15 protein-coding genes are annotated in these 15689 nt (G+C 31.4%); 4 read left to right on the forward strand and 11 right to left on the reverse strand.

Annotated features, from left to right (window positions below; all coding sequences use genetic code 11):
- Positions 1-252: 252 nt before the first annotated feature.
- Together hppD and H6578_12135 are read left to right on the forward strand one after the other, a co-directional pair.
- Positions 253-1386: a 4-hydroxyphenylpyruvate dioxygenase gene (gene hppD / locus H6578_12130; GenBank protein ID MCB9227900.1), complete on the forward strand. Its 1134-nt coding sequence runs from the start codon at positions 253-255 to the stop codon at positions 1384-1386.
- A gap of 97 nt (positions 1387-1483) precedes the next feature.
- The gene (locus H6578_12135) at positions 1484-1780 is read left to right on the forward strand and encodes a hypothetical protein (protein MCB9227901.1); all 297 of its coding nucleotides are present in this window, start codon (positions 1484-1486) and stop codon (positions 1778-1780) included.
- Here H6578_12135 and H6578_12140 read toward each other — a convergent pair.
- From H6578_12140 to H6578_12170, 7 genes are all read right to left on the reverse strand, one after another.
- Complete coding sequence (locus H6578_12140; GenBank protein ID MCB9227902.1) at positions 1777-2133, reverse strand: arsenate reductase; 357 nt, start codon at positions 2131-2133, stop codon at positions 1777-1779. The two genes, H6578_12135 and H6578_12140, sit on opposite strands and share 4 nt — an antisense overlap.
- On the reverse strand, positions 2133-2546 hold the full coding sequence (locus H6578_12145; GenBank protein MCB9227903.1) for a SufE family protein: 414 nt from the start codon (positions 2544-2546) through the stop codon (positions 2133-2135). The genes H6578_12140 and H6578_12145 overlap by 1 nt, the downstream gene beginning before the upstream one ends.
- Before the next feature lies 1 nt (position 2547).
- The gene (locus H6578_12150) at positions 2548-4569 is read right to left on the reverse strand and encodes a T9SS type A sorting domain-containing protein (protein MCB9227904.1); all 2022 of its coding nucleotides are present in this window, start codon (positions 4567-4569) and stop codon (positions 2548-2550) included.
- On the reverse strand, positions 4569-5177 hold the full coding sequence (locus tag H6578_12155; GenBank protein MCB9227905.1) for a YigZ family protein: 609 nt from the start codon (positions 5175-5177) through the stop codon (positions 4569-4571). Before H6578_12155 ends, H6578_12150 begins: the two co-directional genes overlap by 1 nt.
- On the reverse strand, positions 5152-6039 hold the full coding sequence (locus H6578_12160) for an EamA family transporter (protein MCB9227906.1): 888 nt from the start codon (positions 6037-6039) through the stop codon (positions 5152-5154). Before H6578_12160 ends, H6578_12155 begins: the two co-directional genes overlap by 26 nt.
- Complete coding sequence (gene ribD, locus H6578_12165) at positions 6036-7052, reverse strand: bifunctional diaminohydroxyphosphoribosylaminopyrimidine deaminase/5-amino-6-(5-phosphoribosylamino)uracil reductase RibD (GenBank protein ID MCB9227907.1); 1017 nt, start codon at positions 7050-7052, stop codon at positions 6036-6038. The genes H6578_12160 and ribD overlap by 4 nt, the downstream gene beginning before the upstream one ends.
- A gap of 544 nt (positions 7053-7596) precedes the next feature.
- Positions 7597-8169 (reverse strand): sigma-70 family RNA polymerase sigma factor, encoded by a 573-nt coding sequence (locus H6578_12170; GenBank protein ID MCB9227908.1) that lies wholly within the window; start codon positions 8167-8169, stop codon positions 7597-7599.
- Between the two features lie 206 nt (positions 8170-8375).
- Here H6578_12170 and uvrA point away from each other — a divergent pair, with 206 nt between their 5' ends.
- The gene (gene uvrA / locus H6578_12175; protein ID MCB9227909.1) at positions 8376-11141 is read left to right on the forward strand and encodes an excinuclease ABC subunit UvrA; all 2766 of its coding nucleotides are present in this window, start codon (positions 8376-8378) and stop codon (positions 11139-11141) included.
- A complete protein-coding gene (locus H6578_12180; GenBank protein MCB9227910.1) occupies positions 11138-12010 on the forward strand; it encodes an OmpA family protein in 873 nt (290 codons plus the stop codon). Before uvrA ends, H6578_12180 begins: the two co-directional genes overlap by 4 nt.
- Before the next feature lie 342 nt (positions 12011-12352).
- On the opposite strand, the gene H6578_12185 is transcribed toward H6578_12180, so the two are convergent.
- The 4 genes from H6578_12185 to H6578_12200 are packed head-to-tail and all read right to left on the reverse strand — an operon-like array spanning position 12353 to position 15622.
- Complete coding sequence (locus tag H6578_12185) at positions 12353-12772, reverse strand: PIN domain-containing protein (GenBank protein MCB9227911.1); 420 nt, start codon at positions 12770-12772, stop codon at positions 12353-12355.
- Positions 12769-13017: a hypothetical protein gene (locus H6578_12190; protein MCB9227912.1), complete on the reverse strand. Its 249-nt coding sequence runs from the start codon at positions 13015-13017 to the stop codon at positions 12769-12771. The genes H6578_12185 and H6578_12190 overlap by 4 nt, the downstream gene beginning before the upstream one ends.
- A 44-nt stretch (positions 13018-13061) precedes the next feature.
- A complete protein-coding gene (locus tag H6578_12195; GenBank protein ID MCB9227913.1) occupies positions 13062-14663 on the reverse strand; it encodes a hypothetical protein in 1602 nt (533 codons plus the stop codon).
- Positions 14664-14716: 53 nt separating this feature from the next.
- Complete coding sequence (locus tag H6578_12200; protein MCB9227914.1) at positions 14717-15622, reverse strand: thymidylate synthase; 906 nt, start codon at positions 15620-15622, stop codon at positions 14717-14719.
- Between the last annotated feature and the right edge of the window lie 67 nt (positions 15623-15689).

Consider the following 15689-nt stretch of genomic DNA (forward strand, 5'->3'; position numbering starts at 1 on the left):
TTTTTAGGAGTTGAGGTTATAATGGGTCGCTGAAAACTTAGTGCGATTCCCTGACTGCCGTCAGGCAAGTTTTGTAACTTTTCTACTAAAGAAAAGTTAATGTAAAATACTTCATGGGTATCTTTACGGATAGTCATAATTATTTGTGTATTTATAATAGCTCTTATCTCAATATAGATAAGAGCTATTGTTTTTGGTTTTAAAAATCTTAATTAATTACTATCTTTGTAATCAATCAAAAATAATCAAACCATGGAAGTAACCAAATCAAAATTTAAAGACAAATTAGTAGATGCCGAAGATTTTTTGCCCTTATTAGGCACCGACCATTTAGAGTTTTACTGTGGCAATGCAAAGCAATCTGCTTACTATTATCAATCGGCTTTTGGGTTTAACTTAGTAGCTTATTCTGGCTTAGAAACGGGAAATAGAACATCAACTTCTTATGTGCTTCAACAAGGTAAAATAAGACTGGTGGTTACCTCTCCAATGCATCCCGATAGTGAAATAAACGATTTTATAGCAACACATGGCGATGGCGTAAAAGTTTTAGCTCTTTGGGTAGATGATGCTACTAAAAGTTGGGAAGAAACAACTAAGCGTGGAGCAAAATCAGTAATGAAGCCTACCACTTTTAAAGATGAAGATGGAGAAGTAATAATAGCAGCTATTGAAACTTATGGAGATACTATTCATAAATTTGTAGAACGAAAAAATTACAAAGGAGCATTTTTACCGGGTTTTAAAGCTAAAAAATCTAATTTTGAAATAAAGCCTACGGGTTTAGAGTATGTTGACCATTGTGTAGGAAACGTAGAATTGGGTAGTATGGATAAATGGGTGGAATTTTACGAAAAAGTAATGGGTTTTGGCTTATTACTTACTTTTGATGATAATGATATTTCTACAGAATATACTGCATTAATGAGTAAGGTGGTAAGCAATGGCAATGGCTATGTTAAGTTTCCAATAAATGAGCCGGCTAAAGGCAAGAAAAAATCGCAGGTAGAGGAATATTTAGATTTTTACCACAGTGCAGGAGTGCAGCATATAGCTGTAGCTACTAAAGATATTATAAGTACCGTTACTGAAATGAGAAAAAGAGGCGTTGAGTTTTTAGAAGTTCCGGCAACATATTATGATGATTTATTTGAAAGAGTAGGTAAAATAAAAGAAGATATAGAAGTACTTAAAGATTTGAACATTCTTGTAGATAATGATGATGAAGGATATTTGTTGCAATTATTTACAAAACCAGTACAAGATAGACCTACGTTATTTTTTGAAATCATACAAAGAGAAGGGGCTCAATCTTTTGGAAAAGGAAACTTTAAAGCTTTGTTTGAAGCTATAGAAAGAGAACAAGCTAATAGAGGAACTTTATAATTATTATTGTTTCTAAATTTATACTCGTGCCACGACTTCAAGTCGTGGCACGAGTATTTTTAGTGTTTTTGTATGCAAAATTGTTTATTTTTAAAAAGTGAAAAATAAAAAACAAAATATTCAACCTGTGGTAGTGGCTACTTTTGCTACGGAAATAGATATGGCTCATGTACGCAATAAGTTAGAATCTTTTGGTATAGAAACATTTACGCAACACGAAAATATAGCTGCATTAAGAGAATTTACTTCAAGTGCTTACAATGGTGTAAAACTATTAGTTTTGCCTAAAGACTACGAGCAAGCCATGAATTATCTTATAGAAATAGGGCATTACAAAGCAAAAGATTTTGAACCTAATTGGTTAGAAAAATTTCTGAATAAATTATTTGGTTAAGCTAAGGCTTTCTTAATGTCTTCTACCACTTTTTTGCTGTTTCCTATAAAAATGGCATTACCAATAATTGCAACAGGACGTTTTAAAAAAGTATATTCTTCTAAAATATATTTTTTATAGTCGCTTTCAGTTAGTGTTTTATCTTTTAAACCTAAACTTTTGTATTTCATTGCTTTACGGCTAAATAAAGCTTCATAACTTCCTGCCATTTTTCCCATTTCGGCAAGTTGTTTTTCAGTTATGGGTTCTTCTTTTATGTTTTGCAACTCAAAGCCATGTTTTTCAGCTTCTATTTCTTTTAATATTCGCTGGCAAGTGCTACAAGTTTTTAAGTAGTATATTTTTTTAGTCATTATTTCTGATTGTATTTCTCTGCAAAAGCTTTCATTTGTTGTATCATAGCTGTTAAACCATTGCTACGCTGCGAGCTTAAATGCTCATGTAAATTTATTTCTTTTATAAAACTTAAAGGATGTTGAACCACTTCTTGAGGAGTTAACCCCGATAAAACACTTATAAGCATAGCTACTATTCCTTTGGTAATTACTGTGTTGCTATCAGCTTCATAATATATTTTGCCGTCTTTTTCGTAGGGGTGTAGCCACACTTTACTTTGGCAACCTTTTACTAAAAGTTCATCTATTTTATAAATATCATTTAACGGTGGCAGTTCGTTCCCTATAGTTATTATATGCTCATATTTATCCATGGGGTCGTCAAATAGTGCAAATTCATCTACTATTTCTTGTTCTACTGTGCTAAGCATATTATCTTTTTGTTATTTTAAACCTATAAGTGCTGTTATTAGTTTGCAAAACTATAAAATAGATGGCTTTACTTAATTCATTTGTAGGTATAGTATGTGTTCTTTCTGTAAAACTTTCTTCATGTACTAACTTGCCAAAAGCATTAAAAATTTGATAGTTTGCTTCTTTAAATCTTTCTGCTTCAATACTAAATTTTAAAGGTGTAGAATTACTAAAATTAGCAGAATTTAAAAGTTTTACTTCTCCATTATTATAGTAAGATTCTTTTATGTCGGAATAAAAATTATTGCAATCGCCCACTAAAAATTTTCTATTGAAAAGTACATTAAAAATATCGCAACGATAGGTTTCGCCAAAAAGTAAACTATCTATAGTAAACAAATTCATTAGAGATTGATAAATACTTATGTTTGGTGTGTTGTAGTACATTAATTCTATGGCAAATTTATCGGCATTAGTTTTTCCAATATTTAACAATAAATCTGTCATAACCGTACTCCAAATTTCGCCATTATAATATATGTTTTGAGCGTTTGAAATATCTAAAGCCGTTTTTGAAGAATTAGCATCTCGTCCGCTCCAAAACTCATTGTGTCCGTCCCAGCTAAAAACTTCATTCCATTTATAATTGCTATATCCTTTTGAGTAAGAAACGGCAACATAATCGCCAAAACCTTCATCTATTGCATTTCTTTGCGAACCCGAGTTAGAGCCCGGAGCAGCAAAATGACTTATGGCGTGTCCGTATTCGTGTATAATTACATCTGCATCTTCTGCATCATCTACACCACCTTCTCCAAATATTAATCTTAAGGGAGTAGCTGGCGAAAAAAATGAATTATCCGCTCCATTATTTCCATGTGTATCTACAGAAATTTGCGAAGCATCTAAATCTGTAAAACCTAACGATTGCCAGTAATTTCTATAATTATTTAAGTGGTAAAATGCATTTATATCTTCAAAACCAAGTTCGTTTCTTGTAAAAAGCATGGTGTCGGTATTGCTTTGAGCTACATTAGTGGAGGGAGCACTTAATTCGGTTATTTTAAAAGCATTGTTTTCTAAATAGAAAGTGCCAGCGTTATATGTTCCCATAAAATTTACCCACGCTTGTTGGTTAGCTAAAGTAGGGTAATTATAATCTTCCGTAATCAACTGAGTTGTTTTTCCACTTAAATTATCTGTAATGGCAGTGTTGTAGCCTAATATACCGCCTAAACCATTAAAATAAATATTTTCAAAATATTGATACAGCGTATTTCCCGAATAATTATTGACATAACTTTCTGTGCCTACATTAAACTGCTGGCTGTAAATAGTATAATTTATAGCATTAAAAGTAACGGTGCTACCGGAGCTGTTACTTTGGTTTTGCAAAACCAAAACACTAGTGTCTTTTGCGTAGGCATCTTGATACAAGCCACCGTAATTATTATTAGAACTGGTTAATGGATCCGGCAAAAAAACTTTTGCGTGTATGGTAGTATCTGAATGGTATTTTAAAGTGTTTTCAAAAAAAGAATGGTCGTTTAAGGTGTATTTAACGTTGTAAATGTCTGCTTTTTCATTAATAATTGTATCTCTTTTTGCAGTCAATAACGCATCATTTTGACAGAGTAAAACATTATTTTCTGAACTATTAAAAGATGTAAGATTGAAATTATTCCAAATTTCTTTGCTTGGTATATTATTCTGAATTTTAAAAGGCATTCCATTTTTAGAGGTGTGTACTTTTACCCAACAAAATTCTACAGGAATATTTTTATAAGCCACTTGAAAAGTATAATGTTTAGCACTTAAACTATTTGTAGCAAATACTAAATTAAGCGAAAGATTCTGATATTGACTCAGCGAAAGTACTTTAAAAACAATACTTTTTATGTCATTATTGTTGTTAGATTCATTTATGCTAAGCACTTTATTTTCGTAGGGGAAAGTGTAGTTTCCTAAATTTTGACTATTTGCCCAAAAACTTATCAAAACCAAACACAGCAACAATTTTATTTTAAAAGGAATATTCATTATTTATCTAAGTTAGTTATTTTGTAGTTATTATTACTTAACCATTGGTTTAAATCGTCAAAAATTGACAAAGGTATTTCAAAAGATATATTGCAAGTTTCATTATACACTTCATTCCAAGTGTCTATACCTATTGATTTTAAATGGTTAAATAAATCATTTACTTGAGTATAAGTACAGCTTATTTTTAGGGTTTTAGTTATTTCTTTTTCTATAATTTTTGCATTTTCAAAAGCATTGTGTGCCGCTTTTTTATAAGCATTAATTAAGCCGGAAACGCCCAAATTTGTTCCTCCATAAAAACGGACTACTACACACAGCACATTACTTAAATTGAAAGAATCTATTTGTCCTAAAATAGGTCTTCCTGCCGAGCCACTTGGCTCTCCATCGTCATTAGCTCTAAAATTATTTTTGTCGGTTCCTATTCTGTAAGCATAGCAATGGTGAGTAGCTTTAGGATATTGTTCTTTTAGTTTTTCTAAGTATTTTTTTACATCATTTTCCGTATAAACATTGTAGGCGTATGCATAAAATTTTGAACCTTTATCTTCAAAATAACCTTCGCTGGCTTTGCTTAAATTAAAATAGTAGTACAATGTTTTCATAGTACATTAGTATGATGGAAATAATGGCTAAAATAAAACCTACAATATTGAGTGGGCTTAATTTTTCTTTAAAAAATACTATAGCTAAAAGTGTTGAAAGCATTACAATTCCTATATTGTTGGCAGGGAAAACTACTACACTTTTCGCAGGGAAAGCGTTTAAGGTTTTAAAGAGAAAATATATTGAAAAATAGTTTGGAATACCTAAAATTATACCGCCTAAAATATTTTTTTTGTTAAACAACCATTCTTTTTTCTTAGCAAATTGAATTAAAGATGCCAAAAAACCAATAGTGCCGGCAGTAATAAACAATATAATGATAAAAAACTCAGTATTGCCTTTAGGGAAATATGTTTTCTCTGCATATTGAACAATGGCATCGCTTATGCCGCTTCCCACAAAAATAATTATGGGAAATAAGAATAGCCATTTTTGAGTAGTTTGTCCTACTTTATTGATTTTTATAGAACTAAAAATTAAGGCAAATAAAGTTAGTGCTATGCCTATAAATTTAATGGTGCTTATATGTTCTTGATAAAGAGAAAAAGCTAATATAATAGGGAGTATATATCCCAATTTCATGGCAATGGTAGAAACGTTAATGCCCATTTTTTGTGTGGTAACGCCTATAAGAAAAAATAAACCTATAAAAAGTGTTCCTAACAATAATGCAAAAGGCAACCAAGAGTCAAATGCTTGTGTTTTTTGGTTAATATCATTAATAAAAAGCAAGCCGATTAAAGCTGCTGTATAATAATTAATAACAATAGCATGCAAAGTGCTAATTTCATATTTTTTAAATAGCTTAAATACTACCATTATGGCGGTAGAACTTATGATACTTAGCAGTAGCCAAATCATGCCTTAGCGTTTTTTAAAAGTTTGATAGTATCTGTACCAATTTTGTATTCTTCTGTAAAAATTCCTTCTATTTTTGGTGCTTTAATTCCTTGTTTTAATTCATTAACGCCATGTAGTATTCGGGCTTCGTCCCATAAATTATTAGCTATAAATTCATTTAGCGTATATGCTCCGCCTTCTACTATTAATGAGTTTATTTCATGCTGATACAAATAATTTAAAACTTGTTTTACCACATTTTTTTCATCTGTTATACTAATTATTGTATTGGTTTCAGTATCAATATTATATTCAAAATTTGAGAATAAAATGGTAGGATTTCCATCGGTAAAAACAATGGATTTTTCGTTTAGTTTTTGTTGCGTATTAATAATTATTCTTAGTGGATTTTTACCTGCCACTAATCGGGTATTCAATCTCGGATTATCAGTAATAATTGTGTTTTCTCCTACAAGTATGGCCATTTCTTGGCTTCTCCAACTGTGTACTAATGCTTTAGTTTTTTTGTTGGTTATCCAAAATTGTTCTTTATCAATAGGAGCAAAATAGCCATTTGGCGTTTGAGCCCATTTTAATATTATATAAGGTCTTTTTTTGGTGTGAAAAGTAAAAAAGCGTTTGTTTAATGCTGTAGCTTCTTTGGTAAGTATATTTTCTATTACTTCTATGCCGGCATTTTTTAGTTTGGCAATTCCTTTTCCTGCCACTAAACTATTGGGATCTTGGCAGGCTAATACTACTTTTTTTATGCCTTTTTCTATAATTAAATTACTGCACGGAGGTGTTTTACCAAAATGGCTACAAGGTTCTAAACTAACATATAGCGTGCTATTTTTTAATATTTCTGCATCATTAATTTGTTGTAAACAATTAACTTCAGCATGAGCACCGCCATAAGCAGAAGTATAAGCTTCAGATATTATTTTGTTTTGATAAACCAACACAGCACCTACACTTGGGTTGGGAGCTGCATTTCTCAATCCCTGTTTTGCTAATTGTAAGCATCTTTGCATGTAGTACTCATGGTTCACGGCACAAATATAAGTAATGTACCTTTGCAAGAAAACAATTTGGAAATTTGGGAGTGAGCTTATACCGATTAGGAATATATAATAGTCCAATCTCGGCTACGCCTTATTGTACTAAATATATTGCTCTATCGGCATTTACCAATTGTCAACACAAAATAGATTAGACTATTTTGTGTTGACAATTGGTATTATTTGCTAATTCCGTAACTGTCAGGTTGGGAGATGATTCACTTGCCATGGTGCACCAACAGTTATACGTCTTTGCGAAAAAATTATGACAGAGGAGTAATTTTTGTGGCAATCTCATATAAGTAAAAAGATTGCCGGCAGGCAGACTTCTTCGTTCCGTTTCACTGCTCTTATCGTAATGCCGAACGAGATAGGAAAAAACCTTCCCCAAAACGTCATTCCTGCGAAGGCAGGAATCCCAGTCCCTCTCATCAGCTACACAACTAACAAGCTATTTAGCTATTCCACACTCTTTGCGTCTTAGCGAATTTGCGAGAAAATAATTTGAAAATATTACCTAAAACTGAATTTGTTTTTCGGCTACTATTTTTCTTAAGTTAATAAGTGAATAACGCATACGCCCTAAAGCAGTATTGATACTTACTCCCGTTAATTCTGAAATTTCCTTGAAGCTAAAATCGTAGTAGTGCCTCAGTAAAACCACTTCTTTTTGTTCTTCCGGCAGTTCGTCTAAAAGCCTTCTCACTCTATTTTTAGATTGCCCGTCCATCATCACATCTTCCGGACTGCTATCTGCAAGCGGAAGAATGTCAAAAATATCAAAACCATCTGCATTAGTAAGTTTTGGCTTTCTTTTAGATTTTCTGTAGTGGTCTATACAAATATTGTAAGCCATACGCATTACCCAAGGTAAAAATTTGCCTTCTTCTTTATATTTACCGGCTTTCAGTTTGTCTATTACCTTAATAAATGTGTCTTGAAACAAATCTTCTGCAAGATATTTGTCTTTAGTGAACATTAAAATTGAAGTAAATACTTTTTCCTTGTGCTTAATAATCAGCGTTTGTAATGCTGATTCATCTCCATTCAAGTAGTTTCTAACTAACTCTTTGTCTTTAATTTTACCCATAGCTATACTTTTTTAGTAGTGATGTAATCTTTTCAATAAAAAGTAAAGCCTGTTTCTATAAATTAAAGTTTGTTTGTTAAAAATTCACAATTACCGTGCCATAATACAATAATTGTTAAAATGGTTTCTAAGTGTAATAATAATTACTTTTTTTGAATTTCCTAAATTTTATTCACGATTTTTGCAAAAAAAATAAAAAAACACTTTTGAGAGAGGCGAAAAACAATACTATACAAGTAAAAGGTGCTAAAGTTCACAACCTAAAAAATTTAAACGTAGAAATACCTAAAAATAGATTTGTGGTAGTTACTGGAGTTAGTGGTTCGGGCAAAACTTCTTTGTGTATAGATACACTTTTTGCAGAAGGGCAACGTAGGTATGTAGAGAGTTTAAGTAGCTATGCTCGTCAGTTTTTAAGCCGTATGAACAAGCCCGAAGTGGAGTATATAAAAGGTTTAAGCCCGGCTATTGCTATTGACCAAAAAGTGCCGGGTGGCAGTACCCGAGCCAGTGTAGGCTCTTTAACAGAAATATATGATTATTTGCGAGTGTTGTATGCCAGAATAGGAAAAACTTTTTCGCCAATAAGTGGAGCAGAAGTGAAAAAAGATACGGTAGAAGATGTAGTTAATTATATTTTAAGTTTGCGGGAAGGAGCTAAAGTGTTAATTTCTTTTTCTTTAGAAAAAACTAAAGATTGGAAAAAAGAAATGGAATTGCTACTTCAAAAAGGCTTTACCAGAATAGAAATAGACAATACCGTACTTAAAATAGAACAAGTATTAGAAGAAGATAAGCTGGCTGGAGGAAAACTGAATGTAGTTATAGATAGGATAGTGGTTAAAGCTGATTCAGACGAGCAAAAATCAAGAATAGCCGATTCTGTAGAAACAGCTTTTTTTGAAGGGAAGGGAAGTTGTATTATTAATGTGTTAGACATAGAGAAAAAACAGTTTAGCAATAAATTTGAAGCAGACGGAATACTGTTTGAAGAACCCAATATTCACTTTTTCAATTTTAATAGTCCTTTTGGTGCCTGTCCTACCTGCGAAGGTTACGGAACAATAATAGGAATAGATGAAGATTTAGTAATTCCCGATAAAAATTTATCTATTTATGAAGATGCTGTGGTGGCGTGGAGAGGCGAAAAAATGAGCTATTACAAAAATGAATTAATAAGAAATGCCCATCATTTTGATTTTCCTATACACAGAGCTTATAAAGATTTAACTAATGAGCAACGTAAAGTAATTTGGAAAGGAAATAAATATTTTGAGGGATTGAATGATTTCTTTAAAATGTTGGAGCAAAATGCTTATAAAATTCAGTACAGAGTTATGCTTTCTCGCTATAGAGGCAGAACAAGATGTATGGATTGCGAGGGTTCAAGAATAAGAGAAGATGCTAATTATGTAAAAATAAATGGGAAATCAATATCTAATTTATTGGCTATGCCTTTAAATGAGCTGAAAGATTTTTTTGACAATATTGAGCTAACAAAATACGAACAAGAAGTTTCTAAACGCATACTTTTTGAAATAAATAATAGATTGAGTGTTTTAAACAATTTAAGTTTATCGTACTTAACGCTTAGCCGTATGGCCAATACACTTTCTGGTGGCGAAGCCCAGCGTATAAAATTGACGAGAAGTTTGGGTAGCAATTTAACATCTTCTATGTATATATTAGACGAGCCAAGTATTGGTTTGCACCCAAAAGATTCTCAAAAACTGGTAGAAGAATTAAAAAGATTAAGAGATTTGGGCAACTCTGTTATAGTAATAGAACACGATGAAGATATTATTAAATCGGCAGATTTTATAGTAGATATAGGCCCACGTGCAGGGCGTTTTGGTGGAGAATTGACTTATGCCGGAAATGCAAAAGATATTTTAAAGGCAGATACTTTAACAGCCCAATATTTAACAGGAGAAAAGGAAATTACTTTACCCCAAAAAGAAAGAAAAGCTAAATATAAAATAGAATTAAAAGGAGCTACACAGCATAACCTTAAAAATGTAGATATAACCGTGCCTTTAAATGCTATGACGGTAGTGGCAGGCGTAAGTGGCTCTGGCAAAACTACTTTAATAAAAAATATTTTGTACCCGGCACTGCAACGCTTATATAGTATTGCAAGTACAAAACCGGGAGCATTTGAAAAAATAGAAGGAGATTTAAACAAAATAAAGCATATTGAGCTGATAGACCAAAATCCTTTGGGGAGAAGTAGTCGTTCTAATCCGGTTACTTACACTAAAGCTTACGATAGTATTAGAAATTTATTTGCTAATCAATCATTGGCAAAAGTTAGAGGATTGAAAGCTAAAGATTTTTCTTTTAATGTAGAAGGCGGAAGGTGCGAAACCTGCAAGGGCGAAGGAGTAATAACCGTAGAAATGCAGTTTTTAGCAGATGTAGAATTAGAATGTGAAGACTGCAAAGGCAAAAGATTTAAAGAGCAAGTACTAGAAGTAAAATATAAAGATAAATCAATTTATGATGTACTGGAAATGAGTATAGAGGAATCTTTAGAATTTTTTAAAGGAAAAGATGATATAGTTTCAAAACTACAACCACTACAAGACGTAGGTTTAGATTATGTAAAACTGGGGCAGAGTAGTAGCACATTGTCGGGTGGCGAAGCTCAACGTTTAAAATTGGCTTCATTTTTAATAAAAGCTTCAAATCCGGAGCCTATTTTCTTTATTTTTGATGAACCTACAACAGGCTTACATTTAGATGATGTAAATAAATTGCTAAGAGCTTTAAATGCTTTAATTGAAATAGGACATACCGTGTTAATTATTGAGCATCACCCCGATGTAATAAAAAATGCCGACCACCTTATAGAACTTGGACCCGAAGGAGGGAAAAATGGTGGATATAAAGTATTTGAAGGAAAACCTATTGATTTATTAAAAGTGAAAAATTCGCCAACAAGGAAATTTATAGAAGATAAACTAAAATGAGAAGAATAATTTTTATAGCTATTGCTGTTTTTATGTTTTTTAGTATAAAAGCACAAGTAAATGAGGGGTGGATAAAGTTGATGGACGAAAATATGCAGCCTTTGTACAATGTTGCTTTAATATATGTAGATAGCTCCAAAATTCAAGATATAGAATATGTAAATAACGGATTTTATGCTAATGATGCTATACAATACGATAAAATAATAATAACAAAACATGCAAAAACTACAGTAGAGCTTTATAAAAATGATTTGAAGAGCACTAAAGAAATAGTTTTAAGAAATTTATTGAGCAATGAAGTAGCAACCTTAGAAATAGAGGCGGAAAATGTTGCTTATATAGATAGTTTGCCTAAAGACTATAAAATAATGGAAGTAAAATCCATGAGTGAAAAGAAGTATAGAACATCGGGGTTAAATGTTAGAAAAAGTGTGGAAGAACGAGAATTTATAAACGAAGAAAAAGTAAAAGAAGGCTTTAGAGTAGATAGTGAAGTGCTAAATTCTAAAAACTATATAAGAGGAAATAAAATATATTATGGAGTAGGTTCTGCTATACTTTTAGATGATGTAAAGCAAGAATTAAAAACTATCGCAAATGCTTTAAACGGAAGTCAAAATATAGAGCTAAAATTAACGGCTTATGCCGATGCCAATGAGGAGCAAAACGAAGCTAAACAGATAGCAAAACAACGAGTAGAAAGATTAACCAGTTTTTTTATGGAAGCAGGAGTGCCTTTTAATAAAATTAGACCTGTGGCTGTAGGAAATGATGTATTAGCAAATGGGTGTTATAAAAATATAGATTGCACCTTTAAGCAACATCAAGAAAATAGGAGTGTAGAAATACTACTTTTAGAAAAATAAAGCTAATTGTCAACACGAAACGGCATAAAAAAACCATACGACTTTGTTTCAAAACCCTAATAATCAGGATTTAAACGTATCAGTTGTTCAGTAATCCCCTTGTCAAAATAAATTGAACCTAAAAAGGCTGAGGCCCGCCCTACCAACTGAGTAACGTTCGTTTTGTTTATAATGTTGATTTTGAACGTATATTGTCGTATGGTATGCTAAAGTTAAGAATAATTATTGAGATTGCAAAAAAATGTTTAGATAAATTACTCGTGCCACGACTCCAAGTTGTGGTACGAGTGTGCTGTTAAGTAACATTAGTTAAATATATAAATATTTGGTATTTTAACAAAATTAACCCGTCATACTTTTTAAAAACTCATCTGCTGTCATTATAGGCAATAAAGACTTTTTAAAATCTTTTCCATTTCTTGTAATTATAAGTTCGCAGTTAGATTCGGTTGCACTAAAATACTGTAGTGCATCTTCAAAGTCAGCTATTGAAGAGTTAAGCCCTTTTTCAATTGTTTGTTCGTCCAACGGGCATATTTCACTTATTATCTTAAATTTCCGTAATTTTTCTCGGGCAATTTTTGAACCTTCAAATTTTGAAAGGAAATAGTTTACCGTAGCAAATGAAATTGGAGAAACAACCATTGTTAGTTTTTCTTTTTCTGCCAGCGTTGCAATTTTTGCAATTGGGATATAAAAGGGCTTGCGTTCGCCTAAAAAATCTAACATAATGTTGGTATCTATAAAAATTCTTCTTTTCATTTATGTTTTTTCATTAAATAATCTGAATACTCTTTTTTATAGTCCAAATCAGTCGGAATTTCAACTCCTGTAGCTATACTTTTTACAAAAGGAGAAATCTCAAACTCATCAGATTCATTTTCTGAAGTAAGTGCCTGTAAGTACGCTTCAATTATACGAGAAAGGCTCATTTTTTTATTGGAAGCATACTTTTTTGCTTTTTCAATAACGTTTTGATTGAGTTTTAATGTCAATTTTGTATCCATAGCACAATGTTATACGTGCAAATTTAATAAAAAAATCCGTACGGTTAAAATTTAGATAGATATTTGCTAAGCGAAACAGATTTTTGGAGTTTTAATTTTTTCCTTGCTCTACTTCTTGATTTTTTAACACTATCCGGAGCTATGCTTAAAATATCGGCTATTTCCTTTTGTGTATAACCAATTTTTATTAAAGTCAATAAACGAATTTCAGATTTAGTTAAATCGGGATGTTTTTTTGAAAGTTGCTCAAGAAAATTTGGGTTTAATGCGGTAAACTTTAGTTTAAATTCTTCCCATTCTTCATCTGTAGAAAGTGAGTTTTCCAACAATTTTAATATACCAATTACATCCGTTTTTTCTATTCCTTTTTTATTAGATAATGCGGCTTCTTTTTCTTTTAATTCTTTTGAAGTATGAATGAGTTTATCTTTATTGGCTTCAAGTTCTTTTTTTAAGTTTTTTGTTTTTTCTATTTCGTTATCTAAGTTTTCGCCTCTGTCTAATTTTCTTTTTATTAAAACAGTCATAAAATATGTGAAACCTATAAATTCTACCATAGTTCCTATTTTTATATAAATGAAAGGATTGCCGGGGAAAATTTGAAAATGACCGTTAATTAAGCCTAAAGTTATAAATAACAGAAAAAGCGATAAGGATATTAAATAATAACGCAGTTCTAATTTTCTTGATTTTGCCGAAACAAGAATGGTAATAAGTATAATTCCAAGCCAAAGAAAAGATAAAGTATTATCAAAATAATGTAAGTGAGCTATAGATGAATTAAAAAAAATAAGCTGATAAATGGTGGTTCCACCTAATACAATAAATAAGAGCCATAAAATAAATTTGTAGTAAAGGGGAGCTACATTTTTTGTGTCTAAAAATTTAGTGGTAAACAGAATTAAACATAAAATCCAAAGCCTAACTGCAATAAAAATAACATGGTCAATAATAATAATTTTGAGTCCTAAGCTGTACAAATAACCCTCAAACCCTAAGTACATTAAGAATGTAGCCAACATATAAAATATGTAGTATAGGTGTATTTTTTGTTTATGTAGTTTCCATTGGTATATATTAACTATGAGCAGAAAAACAATTAATCCCATAAAAGTTACACTCCAAATCATGGTTTTACTAATAAAAGCAGAATAGCTTTCCATAGATATTAATTGTGGCGTAGCGTTTATAGTGCGTCCATCGCTGCTTGTTAAAAGTACAAAAGTAGCTTGCTCTTGTGGAGCTAAGTCTATTTTAAAATTAGGATTAGGAAAATTAAATGTTCTATAATCTCGCTTTGTTAGATCGGTTGTTTGCTTTACTAATTTTAAAGAATTGCTAAACGTATCCAGTTTGTAAAAAGCATATTTTCTATTAAAATTATCATTATTAATAATCATATAAGAATTAGCTTTGTTTCCATTGTTTACCTCTAATTTAATCCATAAATTTCCTTTGTAAAAACCTAAGTTTAAGTTTTCAAATTCTTTAAAATCAACGGTGTTAAAATCATTAGCATCTGCTTTATTATTGAGTGCTGCAGTAAAAGTGTAGTTTATATTAACAGTTTCTTCTTTAGTGCAAGAAGATAAAAGCAAAGCAAACAGGAGCAGTGAGAAATGTGTATAGAATAATCTATTTTTCATTTTGCAATAGAAGTAAGTTATTGTTTTTACTGTAATTTTAAATGGCAATTTTATTAAATAGCAATAGGAGCTTTTATAGTAGGGTGGTGTTTGTAGTTTAAAATTTCAATATCATCAAAAGTAAAATCTTCTATTTCTTTTATGTTAGGATTTAATTTTAAAGTAGGCAATTCATAAAAATCTCTACTTAATTGTTCTTTTACCTGTTCAAAGTGATTGGTATAAATATGAGCATCGCCAAAAGTATGTACAAAATCGCCTACTTGCAAGCCACAAACTTGAGCTATCATCTGTGTAAGCAAAGCGTATGAAGCTATATTAAAAGGAACGCCTAAAAATACATCTGCACTACGCTGGTATAGTTGGCAACTTAGTTTCCCATCTGCTACATAAAACTGAAACAGAGTGTGGCACGGAGGCAATCCAGATTTTCCCATCACAGGAATTTCTTTTGGATTCCACGCAGAAACAATGTGTCTTCTGCTATCGGGTTTAGTTTTTATATCTTCAATTACATTTTTTAATTGGTCAACACCTTCAAAATTTCTCCATTGTTTGCCATACACAGGTCCCAGTTCTCCGTATTTTTTTGCAAAGTCATCATCCGTTTTAATTTGCTCAATAAACTCCTCCATTTTTTCTTTCCAAACAGTACTATGCTTAGGATATTTCGTTTCTAAATTATTTTGTTTTAAATAGCTTTGAAAAGGCCATTCGTTCCATATTTTAATATTGTTTTCTACTAAATATTTAATGTTGGTATCGCCTTTTATAAACCAAAGCAATTCATAAATAATACCTTTGGTAAATACTTTTTTGGTAGTTAATAAAGGAAAACCCTTGGCTAAATTAAAACGCATTTGATAGCCAAAAACACTTTTAGTTCCCGTGCCTGTCCTATCGCCCTTATTTGTACCATTATTCATTATATGATTAAGCAAATCATGATATTGCTGCATGCTGTTTTATTTTGTTAACACAAAGATACGAGCTTAAAATTAGCATTAAAATAAGCTTATAAACAGT

Source organism: Chitinophagales bacterium, assembly GCA_020635995.1.
Taxonomy (GTDB): Bacteria; Bacteroidota; Bacteroidia; order Chitinophagales; family UBA8649; genus JAFMKE01.